Origin of the sequence: Clostridium sp. KNHs216 (genome assembly GCF_006714885.1) — a bacterium.
Taxonomy (GTDB): Bacteria; Bacillota; Clostridia; order Oscillospirales; family Acutalibacteraceae; genus Caproiciproducens.
In genome coordinates this window covers 3,250,170-3,268,061 of the sequence record NZ_VFMF01000001.1, presented here as the reverse complement: position 1 = coordinate 3,268,061, position 17,892 = coordinate 3,250,170, and the positions used below count along the sequence as shown (strand labels likewise).

The following is a 17,892-nucleotide window of genomic DNA, read 5'->3' as shown; positions in this document are numbered from 1 at the left end:
TTTATTTTGCTTGTATTTGACAGATAAGTATTTTATAATAGAAGGCAATCCGTAAGCACCGGATGAATAACGAAGATTTGAGTGATGACAGTGGTCTTAATCGATATCCTGAAAGCGCTTGTGCTGGGAATCATAGAAGGGCTGACCGAATGGCTGCCCATCAGCAGCACCGGACATATGATCCTTGCCGATGAATTTATCAGGCTGAACGTAAGCCCCGCCTTTAAGGAAATGTTTTTGGTGGTCATCCAGCTCGGCGCCATCATGGCGGTCGTCGTGCTGTATTTCCATAAGCTGAATCCCTTCTCTCCCAAAAAGACGGCCGGTCAGAAACGCGAAACCGTCGACCTCTGGCTGAAAGTTCTTGCCGCCTGCATTCCGGCGGGCATCATCGGCATCCTGTTCAACGAACAGATCGACAAGATTTTTTACAATTACCAGACTGTGGCGGTCACTCTGATTCTGTACGGCGTACTGTTTATCCTGATTGAAAACCGCAACCGGAACAAGCGGCCCGCTGTTCGCAATTTTTCGCAGCTGACCTACAAAACAGCCCTTTTTATCGGCATCTTTCAGGTGCTGGCGCTGATTCCCGGGACCTCCCGTTCCGGGGCCACCATCGTCGGCGCTATGCTGATCGGGACCTCCAGAAGCATCGCGGCGGAATTTACCTTCTTCCTTGCGATTCCCGTGATGTTCGGCGCCAGCCTGATCAAGATGCTGAAATTCGGATTCGCCTTTACCCCCGCGGAAGGGATGATTTTAGCGACCGGAATGATTACGGCGTTCATCGTTTCCGTCTTTGCCATCAAGTTCCTGATGGGATACATTAAAAAGCACGATTTCAAGGCGTTCGGTTATTATCGGATTGTTCTGGGCGTTGTGGTTGTCCTGTATTTCCTTCTGGCTGGAAAATAATCTTCATAAAAAAATGCCCGCTCCGAAAAGGAACGGGCGTTTTTATTTCTTTCGGTTTTGCCTCAACAGGCATTTACCGGATAAAATTCGTGATCTGCGGCTCTTCCGCCTCCGGAATGGAAATGCCCACCTGTTTTCCGGCCTCAATGGACTTTAAAAGCCAGGCCATGTTTCTGCCCAGAGTCCTCATGGTCTGCATCCCTTCCAGGTCCTGGCGCACTTCCTCGGGCGTATTCCCGTGCACCATGTTCCAGTACTGGGAAGAAACCACCGGCATGCTCGAAATGGTAAAGTATTTGTTCAGCTGGTCAAACGCGGCCGCTGCCCCGCCGCGGCGGCAGCTTACAACGCACGCGCCCGGCTTGTACTTCAGGACGGTACCCGCATAGAAAAACCGGTCCAGAAAAGACGTCAGCATTCCGGATGCCGCCGCGTAGTGGACGGGAGAGCCGAAAATGAAGCCGTCCGTTTCTCTGGCCTTTTCCAGCGCGTGGTTCACGGGGTCGTTGCCGAACACGCATTTGTTGCCCTTGTTCTTCTTGCAGAAGCCGCAGCCGATACAGCCGCGGATCGGCTGCTGGCCAACCTGAAAAATCTCGGCTTCCATTCCGGCCTTTTCAAGCTCCCCGGCAACCTCGCACAAGGCCGTATACGTGCAGCCTTTTTCATGAGGACTTCCGTTGATCAGCATGACTTTCATTTTGAACCCTCCATACTTTATCATATTTCAACAGCTCCGCAGACGGCGGAGCATATCTCTTCAAAGTCTCCGGAAACAGCGATCCGGCCCATAAGGTGATCAGACCGGGCCGGTTACAGCAACCGGCCCGGTCTGATCTGCACACAGGAAATACAGACTGAATTTTCAAAACGCAATACGTCAACGATCTATTCCGATTAAATTATGACTCCTGATCGCCGTAATGTCAATAATAATATGAGGGATTTTGAAATATTTTCCATCCGTTTTCAGAAATGCCGCGCCGTTCCTCAATTGACAAAAGTTCTGCATTGTGGTAAAATGACAGACAATGTAAGCCATGAAGGCCGCAGTCAAACATTTCTTTTGAATTTGATGAACCCAAAAAGCAGCTACTGAAGTAGTTCTTTTTGGGCTATTTTTTTGTGATTGGAGAGGTTATAACATGCATATTCCCGACAATTATCTGAGCCCCGCCACCTGCGCCGCCTTGGGCGCGGCCGTCGTTCCGGTCTGGGCGGTTTCCGTAAAAAAGGTGAAAAAGGAAATCACGAGGGCGAAAATGCCCCTGCTGGGGATCGGCGCTTCCTTTTCCTTTTTGATGATGATGTTCAATGTTCCGCTTCCGGGCGGCACAACCGGCCACGCGGTGGGCGGGACCCTTCTGGCGATCCTTCTGGGGCCGTTTTCGGCCTGTATTTCCGTTTCGGTGGCCCTGCTGATACAGGCCCTGTTTTTCGGCGACGGCGGAATCCTTTCCTTCGGCGCAAACTGCTTCAACATGGCGTTCGTATTACCGTTTGTGGGATATTTCATTTATAAGTTCATCAAGGACCGGGTTCGTTCCGAAAAAGGCGAATATCTTGGAATTGTCATCGGCTCGTACATAGGCATCAACGCCGCCGCGCTGTGCGCCGCGATTGAATTCGGCATTCAGCCGCTTCTGTTCCGGGACGCCGCCGGTCAGGCGCTTTACAGCCCTTATCCCCTGTCCGTCGCCATCCCGGCTATGCTGATTCCTCACCTTCTGGTTGCCGGCGTTGTGGAAGCGGCCTTTACCGCCGCCATTTTCGCATTCATTAAAAAGGTTTCCCCGGGCACGATATACGAAGGCGCAAAGGAAAAAAGCAAAGCCGTGTATGGGCTGCTTGCCGCTTTGATTCTGCTGACGCCGCTCGGCCTGCTCGCCACCGGCACCGCTTGGGGCGAATGGGGCGCCGACGAAATCGGGGAGGTCGTCTCCAACGGCAAAGCGCTCGGCTTTATTCCGCAGGGAATGCAAAACGGCTTCAGCTTTGAAGCGATGATGCCCGACTATTCGGTTGGCGGCATCCCCGAAGTCGCGGGATACATCCTTTCGGCGGTCGCCGGCGTTGCCGTTTTGCTGATCGTATTTAAAATCGTATCTTCCCTGAAAAAGAACACCCACGGCGTTCACGAATAAATTTGGAAGGAAACCGTAAGATATGCCCGAATGGCTGCTGAAGGATGAAAATTACCAACCGCTTCCCGACAGGGACACCTTTATCGATAAAAGTATTCTCTCCCTGCTGCGCATCCTGTCGCGCATCCGGGCGCAAAGCGGCTACACCGGCGGAAAGCACAGCGTACACGCGCCCTGGAAGGTTGCGGGCACGTTCCTGCTGATCGTGCTGCTTTCCCTTTCCCGAAACCTTTGGTTCCTTGCCGCCGTCGGGGCGTATCTGCTGGTGGCTTTAAGCATGATGCCCGCCGAAAGGATTCTCCGCATTTTAAAAACGGGGCTGGTCATTGCCTTCTTTTCGTTTCTGGTCCTCCTTCCGTCGTTTTTTATGGGGAACCGGTACAGCCTGGTGATGATCCCCCTGAAAACGCTCGCGACCGTCACGGCGGTCGGCATTCTTTCCCACACCACGGGCTGGCACTGTGTCACCGGCGCGCTGAAAAGCTTCTTTATTCCGGATATTTTTATTTTTGTTCTGGATATTACCATTAAGTACATCGTCCTGCTGGGTGAGTTGTCGCTGGACCTGTTTTATTCGCTGAAGCTGAGATCGGTGGGAAAAAACACGGGAAAATACTCCTCCCTTTCGGGAATCGCCGGGACTTTGTTCCTTCGGTCGAAGGAAATGGCGGAGGACATGTACTCCGCCATGGAATGCAGGGGCTTTACCGGCAGCTACCGCGTCCGCCGGCGTTTCCGCTTTACGGCGGCGGATTTTCTGTATGTCATGGTCCATGCCGCGTTCATCGCCATTTTTGTTTATTTAGGATGAAGAAATCAATGATTGAATTAAACGACGTATCGTATTCCTACGAGGGAATTCCCGCGCTGAAGCATATCGGCCTGCGTATCGAAAAAGGCGAGTCCGTCGCGCTGATGGGCGTGAACGGAAGCGGGAAGTCCACCCTCTTAAAGCTTTTGAACGGCATTATCTTTCCCGACGGCGGAGAATACCGGTTCGCGGGGGAAAGCATTACACGGAAAAAAATGCAGGACCCCGTGTTTTCCAAACGCTTTCATCAGCGGATCGGCTTCGTGTTTCAGAATTCGGACACACAGCTGTTCTGCTCCGACGTGTATGACGAAATCGCCTTTGGTCCGCGTCAGATGGGCATGGACGAAAGCGAAGTCGAAAAAAGAGTTGAAGATTGTCTTGCGCTCCTGAACATCCGGGATTTCCGCCACCGCCAGCCGTATCATCTGAGCGGCGGCGAGAAAAAGAAAGTGGCCATTGCCTGTGTGCTGGCGCTGAACCCCGAGGTCCTTGTTTTCGACGAGCCGCTGAACGGGCTTGACCCGCGGACACAGCGGTGGTTCGTGTCTTTCCTGATCCAGCTGCACGAGTCCGGGAAAACGCTGATCTCCTCCACGCATGACCTGGAGATGGTACAGGAGATTGCAGGCAGAGCGGTCCTGTTTGACGAAAACCACACCATTGCCGCCGACAAACCGGCGCAGGAGCTGCTGGAGGACACAGAGCTTCTGAAAAAAGCAAATCTGATCGACGAATACTACCACAGGCACCCGGGAAGCGGTCATCAGCATTTCCATATTCATCCTTTTTAATTTTTTGTTTTGCAAGTTCAAACTCTTTCCAATGATATTTTGCATTTTGATGGACAAAATAGCTGTTGGAAAGGAGGTCTTTTAAAATGATGAACAATGGAAAAAAAGCCAATGAAAGTATAAAATGTTCTGTTGACCAGTGTGAATATCACTGCCAGAGCCAGGACTACTGTAGTCTGGACTGCATTCAGGTCGGTACCCACGAGGCTAACCCGACTATGGAAGAGTGCACGGACTGTGAGTCCTTTCAGCGCAAACAGTAATTAAAACGAAATAATTACGAACCGAACGGGCAAAAACAATTTTGCTTTTTCGGTTCTTTCTATTTTGTGATCATATTCTTCCCAAACCACCAAAAATTTCCTGTGGATAACATGTGAAATGGTGAACGTGCTGAATTTGAAAATACCAGTATTTACCACAAATTTTTTGGTGAATGGAGCCGATAAAAGGAGTACAGGATTTCCGGTTTCCCATGATTTCCCTGTAAAAAGATAAGGAGTGTGATCTAGGAATGAAACCAAAAAAGAGCTTATTATCCAAAATGTTCCTCTTTGTCGGCCTGCCGGCTGCAGTCGTATTTTGCGTCACGGCGGCTATTGTTTTATCCTCTGTGAAACAGACTGTCACCCGGCTGACAAACAGCCAGCTCACCGCAGAATCCCAAGCCGCTTCCTACCAGATTGCAGCGTACTTTTCCAAATATACCGAAGTTGCTACGCAGATGTCGGCGAATTCACAATTCGAGGATCTGTTTTTAAAGGCTGCTCCCGGCACGAAGATCACTTCCGCGGAAGGATTCGCCGCCGTAAAACAATCCCTGGTGAATGTGAAGCAGAGCGACCCGGACAATATTGTGGTGGCATGGATCGCCGATATCGATTCCAGCCAGCTGACGCAGTCGGACGGATATTTATCCGGAGCGGACTGGAATGTTCTGGAACGCCCGTGGTATAAAGAGCTTGTAAAAAAGCAGACGGTCATTCTGACGGAGCCTTACCAGGACACTCAGACGAAGGAGTGGATCGTCAGCGTCGTCGCGCCGGTCTATCAGCAAGGGACCAAAACCCTGCTGGGCGTGACCGGAATCGATTTCAGCATCGGGACCCTTCAGACCATGGTATCGGGCTATAAGCTGGGCAATACCGGCTTCTATATGCTGGCCACGGAGGCGGGAAAGCTCATTTACCATCCCGATCAGGACATGAACGACAAAAATATTTCCGAAACCGGCATGTCCCAGAATGTCATTGCCGCCATTCAGAACAAAACCGCGGGTTCCATTACATACACAGCAAGAAACCAGACGAATTACGGCTATGTGGCCCCGGTGGGAGCCACGGGATGGACCGTTACCACCGGTCTTCCACAGAAGGAATTCAACGCTGAATTCAGCGCGGTCCAGACTTCCGTTTTTACCGTTTTCATACTGGCCCTGCTGCTTCTGCTGGCACTCATCGTGTTTATGTCAAGGGGTATCATCCATCCCCTGAAAAATCTGACGGCCGCCGCCGGCAAAATAGCGGACGGGGATCTGGACGTTGAGCTGAACATTACCTCTAAAGATGAAACCGGCCAGGTTGCACAGGCGTTTTCCCGCACCGTGGACAGGCTCAGGCAATATGTCCACTACATTGAAGAAATCTCCTCCGTGCTGGACCAGATCGCCGTGGGAAATCTGTCCTTCGAGCTGCAGTACGACTATGTCGGAGAATTCTCAAAAATCAAAAACTCTCTCGAAAATATCAAAACGACCCTGACGAAGCTCTTTATGGGGATCTATGAATCCGCGGAGCAGGTCGCGAGCGGCTCGCATCAGGTCGCCGGCGCTTCCCAGGCCCTCGCGCAGGGCGCGGCGGAGCAGGCGAGCTCCATTGAGGAGCTGTCCGCATCCATCATGGAAATTTCCGGCCAGGTCAACCTGACCGCCGCCAACTCGGCGACCGCAAGCCAGCTTGCGGGCCGGGCCTCCACAGAGATTCAGCACGGCAACGAATCCATGCAGCAGCTGATCGCGGCGATGGACGAGATGAGCCGGTCCTCTGATGAAATCGGCAAAATCATCAAAACGATCCAGGATATCGCGTTCCAGACCAATATTCTTGCTTTAAACGCCGCCGTGGAGGCCGCACGGGCGGGTTCCGCGGGCAAAGGCTTCGCCGTTGTGGCGGACGAAGTGAGAAATCTGGCGAGCAAGAGCGCCGAGGCCGCGGCGAACACCACAACGCTGATCGAAAACTCCATCAGCTCCGTGGCCAACGGCACCAAAATTGTGCAGGAAACGGCGCAGTCGCTGAATCTTGTGATGGAAAGCGCACAGAAGACGACCAATCTGGTCGACGAGATTTCCAAGGCTTCCAGAGAACAGGCCCTTTCCATTGAACAGGTGACGACCGGGGTGGACCAGATTTCCGCCGTCGTCCAGACCAATTCCGCCACTTCCGAGGAAAGCGCGGCGTCCAGCGAAGAGCTGAACAGCCAGGCGCAGACACTGAAAACACTGGTGGAACGGTTCAACACGGCAGCTTCTGCCAATGGAACGGAATAATCGGGAATAGAAAAGCACGATAGCCGGCCGCATCCGCGGCCGGCTATCGCATTTCTCAGAAGATTTCTATTTTCTGCTTGTGCGGAGCAGAATATTCAGCCCTGCGGCGTCCAGATAATTCAGTTCTCTGACAGAACGCACAATCTGGTCAGCCGCCAGCGTATCGTATCCGTTGCTGAAATACACGCCGGCCAAAGCAGTCAACGCCGCGGGACTGTTTATGTCGTTTAAAACATACAGCAGCTTCTGAAACAGATCAAACTCCCTTGCGCGGATCAATCTGTCAAAAAGGAGCGTCACTGCATTTAAAACTCTCTTCCAGTTTTCATCCTTCCGGAAAGCAAGCTCGCCGTTCCCCCGGTATACGTTCCAGATCTGCCGGAAGGTACGGACGGTTGTTTCGTCGCAGCCGCCTTTTGCCAGACGGATACACTCTCCTGTTTTTTCATTGCCCAGAATCAGGGATAAAAGATACAGGTACTCCGCGCTCTCCCCGCCGATCTGCCGAAAAACGGCGCCCGCAGGGCGCGTGGCCGCCAGCGGTTCAAACAGTTTCCATGCCTTTTCATACTCCTGCGTATAAAAATACAGCTTCGCCCGCAGAAAAGTTTTGTCCGGTTCGTATCCGGGCTGCTTCGCAAGAATATCCCAGTAAACCACGCCGTAAGCGTAAAGCTTTTCCTCGATCAGAATATCCGTGAGCACGATGAGGTTGGGCGGGTCCTCCAGATTGGAAAAGAACGCCGTCAGCTTTGCGACAGCCGTTCGTTTATCCTCATACATCTGGTTGAGGACATGCCCGACGGAATAAAGCGTCTGGTAGTGGAAAGGTTCCTGCACGACCGCCTGCTTATAGCATTGGAAAGCTCTTTCGTAATCGCAGAGCCGAACGTACAGATCCGCAAGAAGCAAAAGCGGCCCGGCCGGATTGTCCCCGGCCAGCCTCAGTTCGGGCGGAGGATCGCCCATCTGCAAACATCGCTGAAAGCTGTCAATCGCCAGCGTATATCTTCCCCACTCCGAATAAACCGCGCCCCGGAGCTGCTCCAGATCCGTACACTGGGGATAAACGGCAAGCGCCTCTTCAATCGCTTTCAGGGAGCGTTCATACTGCTTCAAGTGATCATACGCGATTGCGCGCCGGTAAACCAGATGGGGCGCGTAGGGCTGTGTCTCATCCATATTGGCGTATGCCCTGTCATAAAAGCAGACCGCGTTCTTATAATCGGAATCCGACAGATATTCATTGCCCAGATGGAACTGAAGGAATGGATTCTCCGGCTCTTCTTCGAGCTCTTTCAGAAGGGCCGCGCAATTCTCTTTTCTCTTTTGGCGTTCCTTTGCGGCTTCCTCAAAGCGGCTGAAGCGGTAAATTCTGAAATCCCTTCGCTCAAACAATCCCTTCGCGACTTTTTTGCCGTCCTTTCTGCAAAGCTGCTCCCGCACCTTCCCCCGAAAACAGTAAAGTCCGTCGTTGCGCAGCAGGCGCAGGGTATTGGGCATTGTACAGCACAGTCCGCCTTCGGGATTTTCCGCGGGACTGAGGACGGTAAAATGGCATCCATGGTTTCTGGAGTGCTGAACATAGTCCGCAAGGGCTTCGCGTCCGCTCTTTTCAAATACCTCGCAGTCGTCCATCAGCAGGACCCATTTTCCTCCCGCCTTGCTGATGGAATAATTTCTGACGTCGCTGATGCTGCCGTTCCACGGAAAGGAATAAACCTTTGCTCCGAATTTTTCTGCGGTTTCCGCGATTTTTCCGGCTGAACCGATATCGACAAGAATAATTTCGTCAGCGGCATCCCCCACGCTCTCAAGACATTCTTCTACAGCGCTTTCCTCCTCTTGCACAATTACACACAGGCTGAGAGTTCTTTTACGACCCATATCTGCATCACTCCCTGTGGATTACTGAAAATGACTAAAAACGGGATTTGCGTACAGCTTTCGTCCTGAGACTGGCTCTGATCCGCAAAAATACGGGCCTGTTTTCTTTCAGGCTTTCAATATATTCACTATCATTCTATGAATTTGGAATATATCTGGTTCGATATATTTTTCCTGTCAGCCGGTATTTTTCGCGGGCACTTTTAAATGCAGGCTGCCGGTTCGCTCACAGGAACGAACCGGCAGCCTGCTAAAAATAAAGGACAGTACGTAAATTCTGAGAAAGATAAAAAATCAGGATAAAAGGTGCAAAATTTACGGCTGTCTGAGAAAACCCAAAATTACATACAGTGCATCAGCGCCCAGGCGACACCGCGGTCGCGCTCTTCCGTTGGAACCACGAGCGCGCCGACGGGCAGCTGCGGAATTTCGGAACCCCGGCGAACAAACACCGCCGTCCCCGCAAAATCGAGCATGGGCAAATCCGTTTCGCCGTCCCCGACCGCCATGACCTCCTCCGGAGAAAGCCCCAGCCGCCCGCACACAATGGAAAGTGCTCTGCCCTTGTTAGCCATCGGCGTGTTGACTTCTCCCAGATAGGGATAGGAGCGCCCCGTTGCCAGATGCCCGATTTTCTCCGGCCATGTGGCCAGCGCCTGTGCAACCGACTGAGGGTCGCCCAGAAGCATGACCTTGTTCACCCGCTCAAGCGGCAGGTCGGCCGGCGCAGGGACGTCGAACCGCTTATCAAGCCGGAACGAGTCCAGAATATCCGACAGCCAGTTTTTGTCCATGTCCTGCGGGAACCAGTAGGGGATGATCTCGGGCTGGAAGGCCAGCACGGAGATGCCGCCGACCGTAATTCCATGTTCGTAAACGGCGCGCAAATCCTCCGGGTTAAAAAAATCCTGATACCACACTTCGTCCCCCGACAGGACCAAGGCCCCGTTTCCCAGAATCAGCGGTCCGTTCATTCCCAGCTCCCGGCAGATGGGCTCCACTCCCTGAAGCGGCCTGCCCGTAGCCAGGATCACCTGGATTCCGGATTCCATGGCCGCTTTGACCGCGGAAGCATTTTCCGCGCTGATTCTGCCCTCTTCATCGGTCAGGGTACCGTCCACGTCCAGCGCAATCAGCCTGATGGACATTCCTCCGCCCCCTTTTTCAGTGATGTATGGCAAGGATGGATTTTACAGATAGGGAATGATTTGCTTAACAGAATCAAAGATCAAATGTGGCTTGACATCCGAATCCGGAAGGTCCTTCAACTGTGCCTCGCCGCTGAGGACAAAGATTCCCGTGAGTCCGTTGTTCACCCCGGCAGCGATGTCCGTATACAGGCGGTCCCCCACCATAGCGGTCTCTTCTTCCGTACAGTGGGTCATTTTCAGCGTATACGCCACAATCTCACGGTTCGGTTTTCCGATCACCTTGTCGGGGCGGCGTTTGGTGGATGCTTCTATAAAGGCGTGGATGGAACCGGCGTCCGGAATAAATCCGGTTTCCGTCGGGCAGTTAAAGTCCGGATGCGTTGCTATGTACGGAAGCCCCTCCCGGACGAAATCGCAGACCTTGCACATTTTTTTGTAATCCAAAGAAGTATCGAATGCGGTGATGACAAGGTCCGGATGCTCGTCGTCCAGCGGGATTCCCATTTTTTCAAATTCCGCGGTCAGCATGGGGTTCCCCAGCAGGAAAACCTTTTTACCCGGAAAATTCTTTTTCAGGTAATCAACGGTCGCGTGACCGGAGGTAATCAGCTGCTCGGGGCGGATATTCAGCCCCATCCGCTCCAGCTTTTCATAGTATACATCCGCGCTCTTGGAAGAGTTGTTGGTCATAAAAACATATTTTCGCCCGGTCTCTTCCACGCGTTTCAAAAAGTCCCTTGCCCCGTCAATCCACTGCTCACCCAGATAGATCGTCCCATCCATATCCAGCGCAAAACATTTGATTCGATCCAGAAGATGGTCCGGATCCGCGTTTACCTTAATACGATTGTCGCTCATGGTTAACCTCCAAAGACTCCCTCTTTCCCCCGCATCAAGAAGTCTGATTTTATCAGTGAGCCGCTGATGAATTCTCAGCGCGCACGGTTCTCACTATTTCATAATATCGGCTGATAATGTCATTTTCCCAATCCATATTATACCATCCCAGGAAATAGGTCAAATCGGCGGAAGTAAACCGCTTGCGCATCAGGTTGGCGCTGCGCATGGCCCAGCGGAAACGCTCTTCCGTGACAGGCGCGTCCAGCTCGTCGAACAGCAGCGGATGCTTCGCTTTATTTAACGCCCGCGCACAGGCAAGCGCCGTGTGTGGAAGAAGCTCTTTAAGGACCGCGCGGTGTTTGGGCCATTCCTTCAGGAACGCTTCAAATTTCGGGCGGTTATCGTTCCATTTTTTCAGCTTCTGGCTGTAATCGTTCCAGCATTCGCGGCCCATTTTCCCCGTGGGATCGATCGGCCGGAAAGTTTCCAGGACTTTTTTCTGCATTTCTTCCTCCGAAGGATAGCAACTGCCGATATCGATTCCGCCGTCCGCCATTTTCTTGTCAAGGCGGGTGACGAGCTTTTCCATATTGATCAGAGAGAGGATATCTGCTTCGCCCACCTGCTGGCCGTGAACCCCTGTCTTTCTTTTGTCGTAGTCCGCAGTCATGTCCAGCAGATGGCTGATGACATGCTCATAGCCGGAAACCGGTACGGAGTCCTGCGCAAACGTCATGGTAAGCCCGGTCACCAGCAGGCATTTCCCCAGCACTTCCATTCCGACGGAAGTCCGGTTGGCCACTTCTTCCATATACGGGATCAAAAGCTCCTTGATGTCGTCCACAATGCGCCAGCAGGCGTCCAGTACCGTTGCGGTGCCCATGCAGTCGGCCAGATACCAGTCCGCGAAAGCACTGAACACCGGGAAAAGATCGCCTACTCCCCCCACCGTATAGTGCAGTGGGCAGTCCATCAGGGTCTGCACGTCCATCACGACAATGTTCGGCGTACGGGAAGGCCATGTCCGCTTGACGCCGTCCTTGGAAATAATGGAAGAACGGGACGTATAGGCCGGTACCGTATTGGCCGTCATAAAGGAAATCAGCGGGATGCGTTCGCAATGGTTTTCATTCTGATAGAGGAAACACGCGTGCTTTGCAATATCCGTAACGGTTCCCGATCCGACGGAAATGACCGCGCAAGCTTTGTCCAGACGGGACTGAACCGTTTCCACCTGCCTTGCGTCCGCGTGAACGACCCCGTATTCGTCTCCCTTGAGGATGAGCTTTTCCACCGCGTAACCCGCCCGGGTGAGCAGCGCCTGTACCTGTTCCTTCAGCTTTTCGCCTTTGCGGAGAATGACCGTCTCGTCCATGACCGCAATCACCCTCTGTCCGGCCCGGACGCCCAGGGACTGCAGCGCGTCGGGAAGCCGCTCGATGGCGTCCCTGCCGACGATCACGTCCTCCAGTTCTATTTTTGGAATCTGATCGTAGTCCGACCAGCGTTTAATCCGCTCATTCAAATCCTTCATATTGCCAACGTCGTACTTGAATACGGGAGGCATTAACCGGTTTAACATGATGAACTCCTTCCTTTTTGCGGGGCTGCGAAAGTCGTTCTCAGGCTTTCGCAGCCGGGAATGCTTTAATTATTTTCCGTAAAATTGTTGAGTTTTTGATAGAAATCTCCCTGCGCAAGTGAGCTGTAGGCGGTCTTGAACAAATCGTACAGTTCGTTATACTGCGGTACCGTCTTCGGATTTGGCTCGTAGGTGCTTACCCTCTTGACCATCGTGTCCACGCCTTCCTGCACGCTCTTGAACACGCCGGCGCCCACGCCGCCCAAAATAGCCGCGCCCATAACCGTGCACTCGCCTTCCCTGAGCATCGTTGCGGGACGGTTGTAAACGTCCGCCTGAATCTGGCACCACAGCTTGGAGTTGGTCGCGCCGCCGCTCAGGATGATCTCGTCGATATCGATAAAGGAATAGAACGCCTCCAGAACGCTTCTGGCTTCCAGAGTCACGCCTTCCAGTACCGAACGCGCCAGGGACGCGAAATCGCTCTTGAAGCTGAGTCCGAGGAAAGCGCCGCGTGCCGTGCCGTCGTAGTTCGGGCAGTTGGACCCGGCCAGATACGGCTGGAAGATGACGCCGTTGCTGCCGACAGGCGCCTTTTCCGCGTGTCTGTCGAGAATCTGGTAAGGGCTGGTCTGCGTAATCGGTTCGATCATTTTGCATACCTGCCCGACGGTGTCGCGGAACCAGCGGTAGCTGCTGGCCGCCGCCATCTGCAGCCCTTCGGACTCCCATGCCTTTTCCGGGAAAGCGGCGGCCGAGAGGGAAACCTTCTTATTGGGATCGTGCTTGGGTGTGTCGAGAGCGGCCAGACTGACTCCGGAGGTCCCGAAGGTCACCTCGCACAGGCCTTCGCGTATGACGCCCGCACCGATTCCGGCACACTGCTGGTCGCCGCCGCCGGTACAGACCGGCATGCCGACCGGAAGCCCGGTGCGTTCGCTCGCGTATTTGTCGATCGTTCCCACCTGCCAGCCGGAACCGACCAGGCTGGGCAGCTTATCCTTGCTGATGCCGAACCGTTTCAGAAGAGGATCGCTGAATTCCATCGTCTGCACATCGAGCAGACCGAAATAGGAGGCGTTCGACCAGTCCTGGAACCAGCCGTCCCTCGCGCCGAGCTTATACAGGAAATATTCCTGTGTGGTCAGAATTTTGGAAGCCCTCTCATAGGTCTCCCGCTCATTATTCAAAACCCATTTTACTTTACCGCTTCCCCAGGCGGTACCTACGGGAAGACCCGTGATCTGGGTGTATTCGTCGCCGAATTCACTCATCCATTTCGCTTCGGCCTCGCAGCGGGAATCCTGCCAGGAAATCCCCATGCCGTTGCGCATGACATTGCCGTCCTGATCGACGTACATATGTAGAATACGCTGGGTGGATAAGCCGATGGATGCAATTTCATTGGGATCCACACCGGCCTTTTTCCCTTTTGCCACAACCTCCGCCAGCGAGTCGTACATCGCCTCGACCATCATGTTGATGTCCTGGTCGATCCATCCGGGTTTGTAGTAAACGCAGTCATACTCGCGGTATCCCTGCGCGATTACGTTCCCGCTCAAATCATAAATCTTGCTCCTGAGTCCCGTTGTTCCGCTGTCCAGACCAATCAAATATTTCGCCATTGTTTTTCCTCCCTTTATAAGCCTTTTCAATACTTTTTCTGCGGCCACAATGACCGCCGCCTTTGATGGTTCGCCTTAAAAAACACACAGCTTTCCAAGTCCTGACCCAACTGAAAAGCTCCGCTGTAACCGATTCCAACCCATATAGAACCTGCTGTCAGGCTCATTCCCCCGAGTGGAACATTTCATATCCCTTTGTACAACGATCTTTGGGTCCGATATAAAATCTGTAATAAGGCTGAGGAAAAATCACACGATGCACGGCCCCGCCGCGCAGTGGGAAAAAGCGGGAGATAGCTGGATTTTTTCAGAGGGTGCTGGGGGATTTCACATTTTTTGTCGCCACAAAAGGAATCCCCGTTCCCGCCGCGTCCTTTAAGATGATATCTCCGATTCTGACCGGAGCGGCCACCTTGACGGTTTTCAGAGCATTTGCACAGTCAAATATTTTTTCTTTGGGAACCGCTTCCTTTGTTTTCACGGACAGTACGCGGATGTCCCCGCCGGACACCCTTACCGAAGAGGTTACGATCCTTGTGGGACATGTCACTTCTTTTACAGCGTACTTTTCTCCGCGCGGGCAGGTATTCCCGGTCACCTTCACCACCTTACCGTCCTGCATATCTACGGTAATCATGCAGCCGAGCGGGCAGCCGATGCAGATCAGTTCTCTCTTCTCCATGATGCTCCTTACTCCCTTTCGATCTTAACGGTAATTTTCTTTAAGTCGGGATATCCCAGCAGTTTTTTCCTGTCAAGGGTAATATCCTCCATTTCCCCGGGGGCCATAATGATTTTTTTGCGGTGCAGCACCCGCTCATCGTCATAATAAACGCTGACATAGCTGTCCTTAAAGACGTTTCCGACACGGAAACGCACCTTGACCGTGTCCTCCATCCGGCCGACATTCACGGTTTTCGGCACGGTGTAGCGGACCCCGTCAACCGCTTCCAGCGTGACGGTATGGGCGGAATTTTCCTGACCGCCGAATTTTCCGAGCACGTATTTCGCGGCGTTCTTTCCCGCCAGAGCGGCTTCTTCGGAAACATAATCCACCAGATCATGCACATGAAGGACATTTCCGCAGGCGAATACCCCTTCGACATTGGTTTCAAGGCTTTCATTGACGACCGGCCCGCTGGTAACGGCGTTCATCTGAACGTTTATCTTGTTCGACAGCTCGTTTTCAGGAATCAGGCCCACGGAAAGCAGGATGGTATCACAGTCGTAATCCTCCTCGGTCCCCGGAACAGGCTTCATGTGCTCATCCACCTGCGCGATGGTGACCCCTTCCACACGGTCAACGCCCCGGATATCCACAATGGTATGGCTTAAACGGAGAGGAATCCCGAAATCGTCGAGGCACTGCACGATGTTCCGTTTGAGTCCGCCCGAATACGGCATAATCTCGGCGACCACCTTGACGTGGGCGCCCTCCAGCGTCATTCTCCGCGCCATAATCAGGCCGATGTCTCCGGAGCCCAGAATGACGACTTCCCGTCCGGGCATATAGCCTTCCATATTGACAAGCCTCTGAGCGGTCCCGGCGGAGAAAATACCGGCCGGCCGGAAGCCGGGGATATTCAGCGCCCCCCTGGGTCTTTCCCGGCAGCCCATCGCCAATATGATCGATTTTGCCTGAATATGTACCATACCCTCCGCCCTGTTCATATAGGTGACGATTTTGGATTGCGTAATATCCATAACCATGGTATTGAGTTGATACTCTATCTTCTGTTCAAGGACTTTCTCAATAAATCGATACGCATATTCCGGTCCGGTCAGCTCCTCCTTGAAGGTATGCAGTCCGAAGCCGTTGTGGATACACTGGTTCAGAATCCCGCCGAGTTCCCTGTCCCTTTCCAGGATCAGGATGCTGTCGACCCCCGATTCTTTCGCTGTCAAAGCCGCCGCAAGCCCGGCGGGTCCCCCGCCGATGATAACAATTTCATATGACTTCATCATTCATCATGCCTTTCTTCCATGTAAACCTTTTACAGTTCTTTGGTTTTGCCGACAACGAGCCGAGAGCCGCCGCCCTTTTTGGTGATTTCGGTCATACCGATCTTCAGCTCCCTGGAAAGGATCTCCATCGTTCTGGGCGTACAGAAGCCGGCCTGACACCGTCCCATGCCCGCGCGGGTTCTTCTTTTGATACTGTCCATGGATTTTGCCCCCAAAGGCCGGTGAATCGCGTCTACAATTTCCCCTTCGGTAATCATTTCACAACGGCAGATGATATTGCCGTACGCCGGATTTTTCTTAATCAGTTCGTTTCTTTCCTCATCCGTGAGTTTTTCCGGCTTTAAAACCCCTTTTCTGGCAGAAACAAAACCGGTCTTTTCTTTCAGGTCCAGTTTCTTCGAAACCATCTTCGCCATCATTACCCCGATCGCGGGCGAACTGGTCAGTCCGGGGGATTCGATTCCCGCGGCGTCGAAGAAGTACTCGGCGTCCGGAACCTCCTGCACAATGAAATCATGTTTGTCCTGATGCGCACGCAGTCCCGAGAAGGAGGTAATCACCTTATTCATGGGAATCGTCCGCTTGGACAAATGATTGGCCCTTGCCTTTTCCGTCAGAAGCTGCAGGATATCCTGTGTGGTATTGATCGATTCCTTATCCTCCACGTCGTTGGCGGTGGGGCCGACGTACAAATTTCCATGAACGGTGGGCGCAATCAGGATACCCTTCCCCATTTTTCCCGGAACCGGGAAAACGGAAGCGGTGAAAAGGTCCCCCACCGTCTTGTCAAACAGCAGATATTCTCCTTTGCGCGCGGTAATATGTATTTTTTCTTCGCTCACCATGTTGTGGAATTTATCCGCATAAACACCGGCCGCATTGACGACACATTTCGTCTCAATGCTTCCGTGATTGGTTTCCAGCTCGTATTTTTCGCCCTTTTTACGGATCTGCAGAACCTCCGTCTCAAACCGGAATTCCACCCCGTTCACATTGGCATTTTCCCCCATGGCAATGGCAAGATTGAACGGGTCGATCACTCCGCCCGTAGGCGCGTAAAGAGCAGCCACCGTTTTATCCGTAAGGTTTGGCTCCATGTTCATGACTTCCTCGCGGGAAAGGATTCGTACGCCCGGAACGCCGTTTTGACGGGCCTGATCGAGCAGAAGTTCCAGATGCTCGACTTCCTCCTCGTCGGTGGCAACCACCAGAGCGCCGTTCTTCTTCACCGGAAAATCCAGCTCTTCCGCCAGCTCCCAGAGAAGAGCGTTGCCTTCCACATTGAGTTTCGCCATCAGCGACCCCGGCTTCGCGTCAAACCCCGAATGAATGACTCCGCTGTTCGCCTTTGAAGTGCCGGACGCGACATCATCGCCCTTTTCCACCACACACGCGTTCAGCTGATACCGTGATAATTCCCTTGCAATACAGCATCCGGTGACCCCGGCGCCGATGATTACAACATCATACATTATGATTACTCCTCCGTCCTTTTCGTCTCATAAGCAGGCCAGGAAAGCTTATGAATCAAAGCCAACACAGCAATTTGGGTAAACGGGGCCCCTATTGCCCCAAGATAAAAGGAATACATAATTCTCCATTGGTAAAACATCTCTTTAAATCTGAC

15 protein-coding genes are annotated in these 17,892 nt (G+C 52.9%); 6 read left to right on the top strand and 9 right to left on the bottom strand.

What is annotated here, in order from left to right; genetic code table 11:
• The first annotated feature begins 90 nt into the window (after nt 1-90).
• Nucleotides 91-918, top strand: a complete 828-nt coding sequence (locus tag LY85_RS15650) for an undecaprenyl-diphosphate phosphatase (RefSeq protein WP_185741307.1) — start codon at nt 91-93, stop codon at nt 916-918.
• Nucleotides 919-991: 73 nt separating this feature from the next.
• Here LY85_RS15650 and LY85_RS15645 read toward each other — a convergent pair whose 3' ends face one another.
• Nucleotides 992-1,618, bottom strand: coding sequence for a flavodoxin family protein (locus tag LY85_RS15645; protein ID WP_141827390.1), 627 nt, complete (start codon nt 1,616-1,618; stop codon nt 992-994).
• Between the two features lie 445 nt (nt 1,619-2,063).
• On the opposite strand from LY85_RS15645, the gene cbiM reads away from it, so the two are divergent.
• The 5 genes from cbiM to LY85_RS15620 all read left to right on the top strand — a co-directional run bounded on the left by cbiM (nt 2,064) and on the right by LY85_RS15620 (nt 7,215).
• Nucleotides 2,064-3,062 (top strand): cobalt transporter CbiM, encoded by a 999-nt coding sequence (gene cbiM, locus LY85_RS15640; RefSeq protein WP_038322866.1) that lies wholly within the window; start codon nt 2,064-2,066, stop codon nt 3,060-3,062.
• A gap of 22 nt (nt 3,063-3,084) precedes the next feature.
• The gene (locus tag LY85_RS15635; protein WP_141827389.1) at nt 3,085-3,873 is read left to right on the top strand and encodes an energy-coupling factor transporter transmembrane component T; all 789 of its coding nucleotides are present in this window, start codon (nt 3,085-3,087) and stop codon (nt 3,871-3,873) included.
• 8 nt (nt 3,874-3,881) lie between these two features.
• The gene (locus LY85_RS15630) at nt 3,882-4,667 is read left to right on the top strand and encodes an ABC transporter ATP-binding protein (RefSeq protein WP_141827388.1); all 786 of its coding nucleotides are present in this window, start codon (nt 3,882-3,884) and stop codon (nt 4,665-4,667) included.
• Between the two features lie 86 nt (nt 4,668-4,753).
• Nucleotides 4,754-4,930, top strand: coding sequence for a DUF1540 domain-containing protein (locus LY85_RS15625; protein ID WP_081928198.1), 177 nt, complete (start codon nt 4,754-4,756; stop codon nt 4,928-4,930).
• 251 nt (nt 4,931-5,181) lie between these two features.
• Nucleotides 5,182-7,215, top strand: coding sequence for a methyl-accepting chemotaxis protein (locus LY85_RS15620; RefSeq protein WP_141827387.1), 2,034 nt, complete (start codon nt 5,182-5,184; stop codon nt 7,213-7,215).
• 66 nt (nt 7,216-7,281) lie between these two features.
• On the opposite strand, the gene LY85_RS15615 is transcribed toward LY85_RS15620, so the two are convergent.
• The 8 genes from LY85_RS15615 to LY85_RS15580 all read right to left on the bottom strand — a co-directional run bounded on the left by LY85_RS15615 (nt 7,282) and on the right by LY85_RS15580 (nt 17,737).
• Nucleotides 7,282-9,102 carry a glycosyltransferase gene (locus LY85_RS15615; RefSeq protein WP_141827386.1) on the bottom strand — a complete coding sequence of 607 codons (1,821 nt, stop codon included), beginning with the start codon at nt 9,100-9,102 and terminating at the stop codon, nt 7,282-7,284.
• 341 nt (nt 9,103-9,443) lie between these two features.
• A complete protein-coding gene (locus tag LY85_RS15610) occupies nt 9,444-10,250 on the bottom strand; it encodes an HAD-IIB family hydrolase (RefSeq protein WP_141827385.1) in 807 nt (268 codons plus the stop codon).
• Between the two features lie 42 nt (nt 10,251-10,292).
• Entirely contained in the window at nt 10,293-11,111 is an 819-nt protein-coding gene (locus tag LY85_RS15605; protein ID WP_141827384.1) for an HAD-IIA family hydrolase, read from the bottom strand.
• Nucleotides 11,112-11,163: 52 nt separating this feature from the next.
• Nucleotides 11,164-12,675 (bottom strand): iron-containing alcohol dehydrogenase, encoded by a 1,512-nt coding sequence (locus LY85_RS15600; RefSeq protein WP_141827383.1) that lies wholly within the window; start codon nt 12,673-12,675, stop codon nt 11,164-11,166.
• Between the two features lie 65 nt (nt 12,676-12,740).
• Entirely contained in the window at nt 12,741-14,300 is a 1,560-nt protein-coding gene (locus LY85_RS15595; protein ID WP_141827382.1) for an FGGY family carbohydrate kinase, read from the bottom strand.
• A 307-nt stretch (nt 14,301-14,607) separates the two neighbouring features.
• Nucleotides 14,608-14,982 (bottom strand): DUF1667 domain-containing protein, encoded by a 375-nt coding sequence (locus tag LY85_RS15590; protein WP_141827381.1) that lies wholly within the window; start codon nt 14,980-14,982, stop codon nt 14,608-14,610.
• Between the two features lie 8 nt (nt 14,983-14,990).
• Nucleotides 14,991-16,262 (bottom strand): FAD-dependent oxidoreductase, encoded by a 1,272-nt coding sequence (locus LY85_RS15585; protein ID WP_141828163.1) that lies wholly within the window; start codon nt 16,260-16,262, stop codon nt 14,991-14,993.
• 32 nt (nt 16,263-16,294) lie between these two features.
• A complete protein-coding gene (locus tag LY85_RS15580) occupies nt 16,295-17,737 on the bottom strand; it encodes an NAD(P)/FAD-dependent oxidoreductase (RefSeq protein WP_141827380.1) in 1,443 nt (480 codons plus the stop codon).
• Nucleotides 17,738-17,892: the final 155 nt, after the last annotated feature.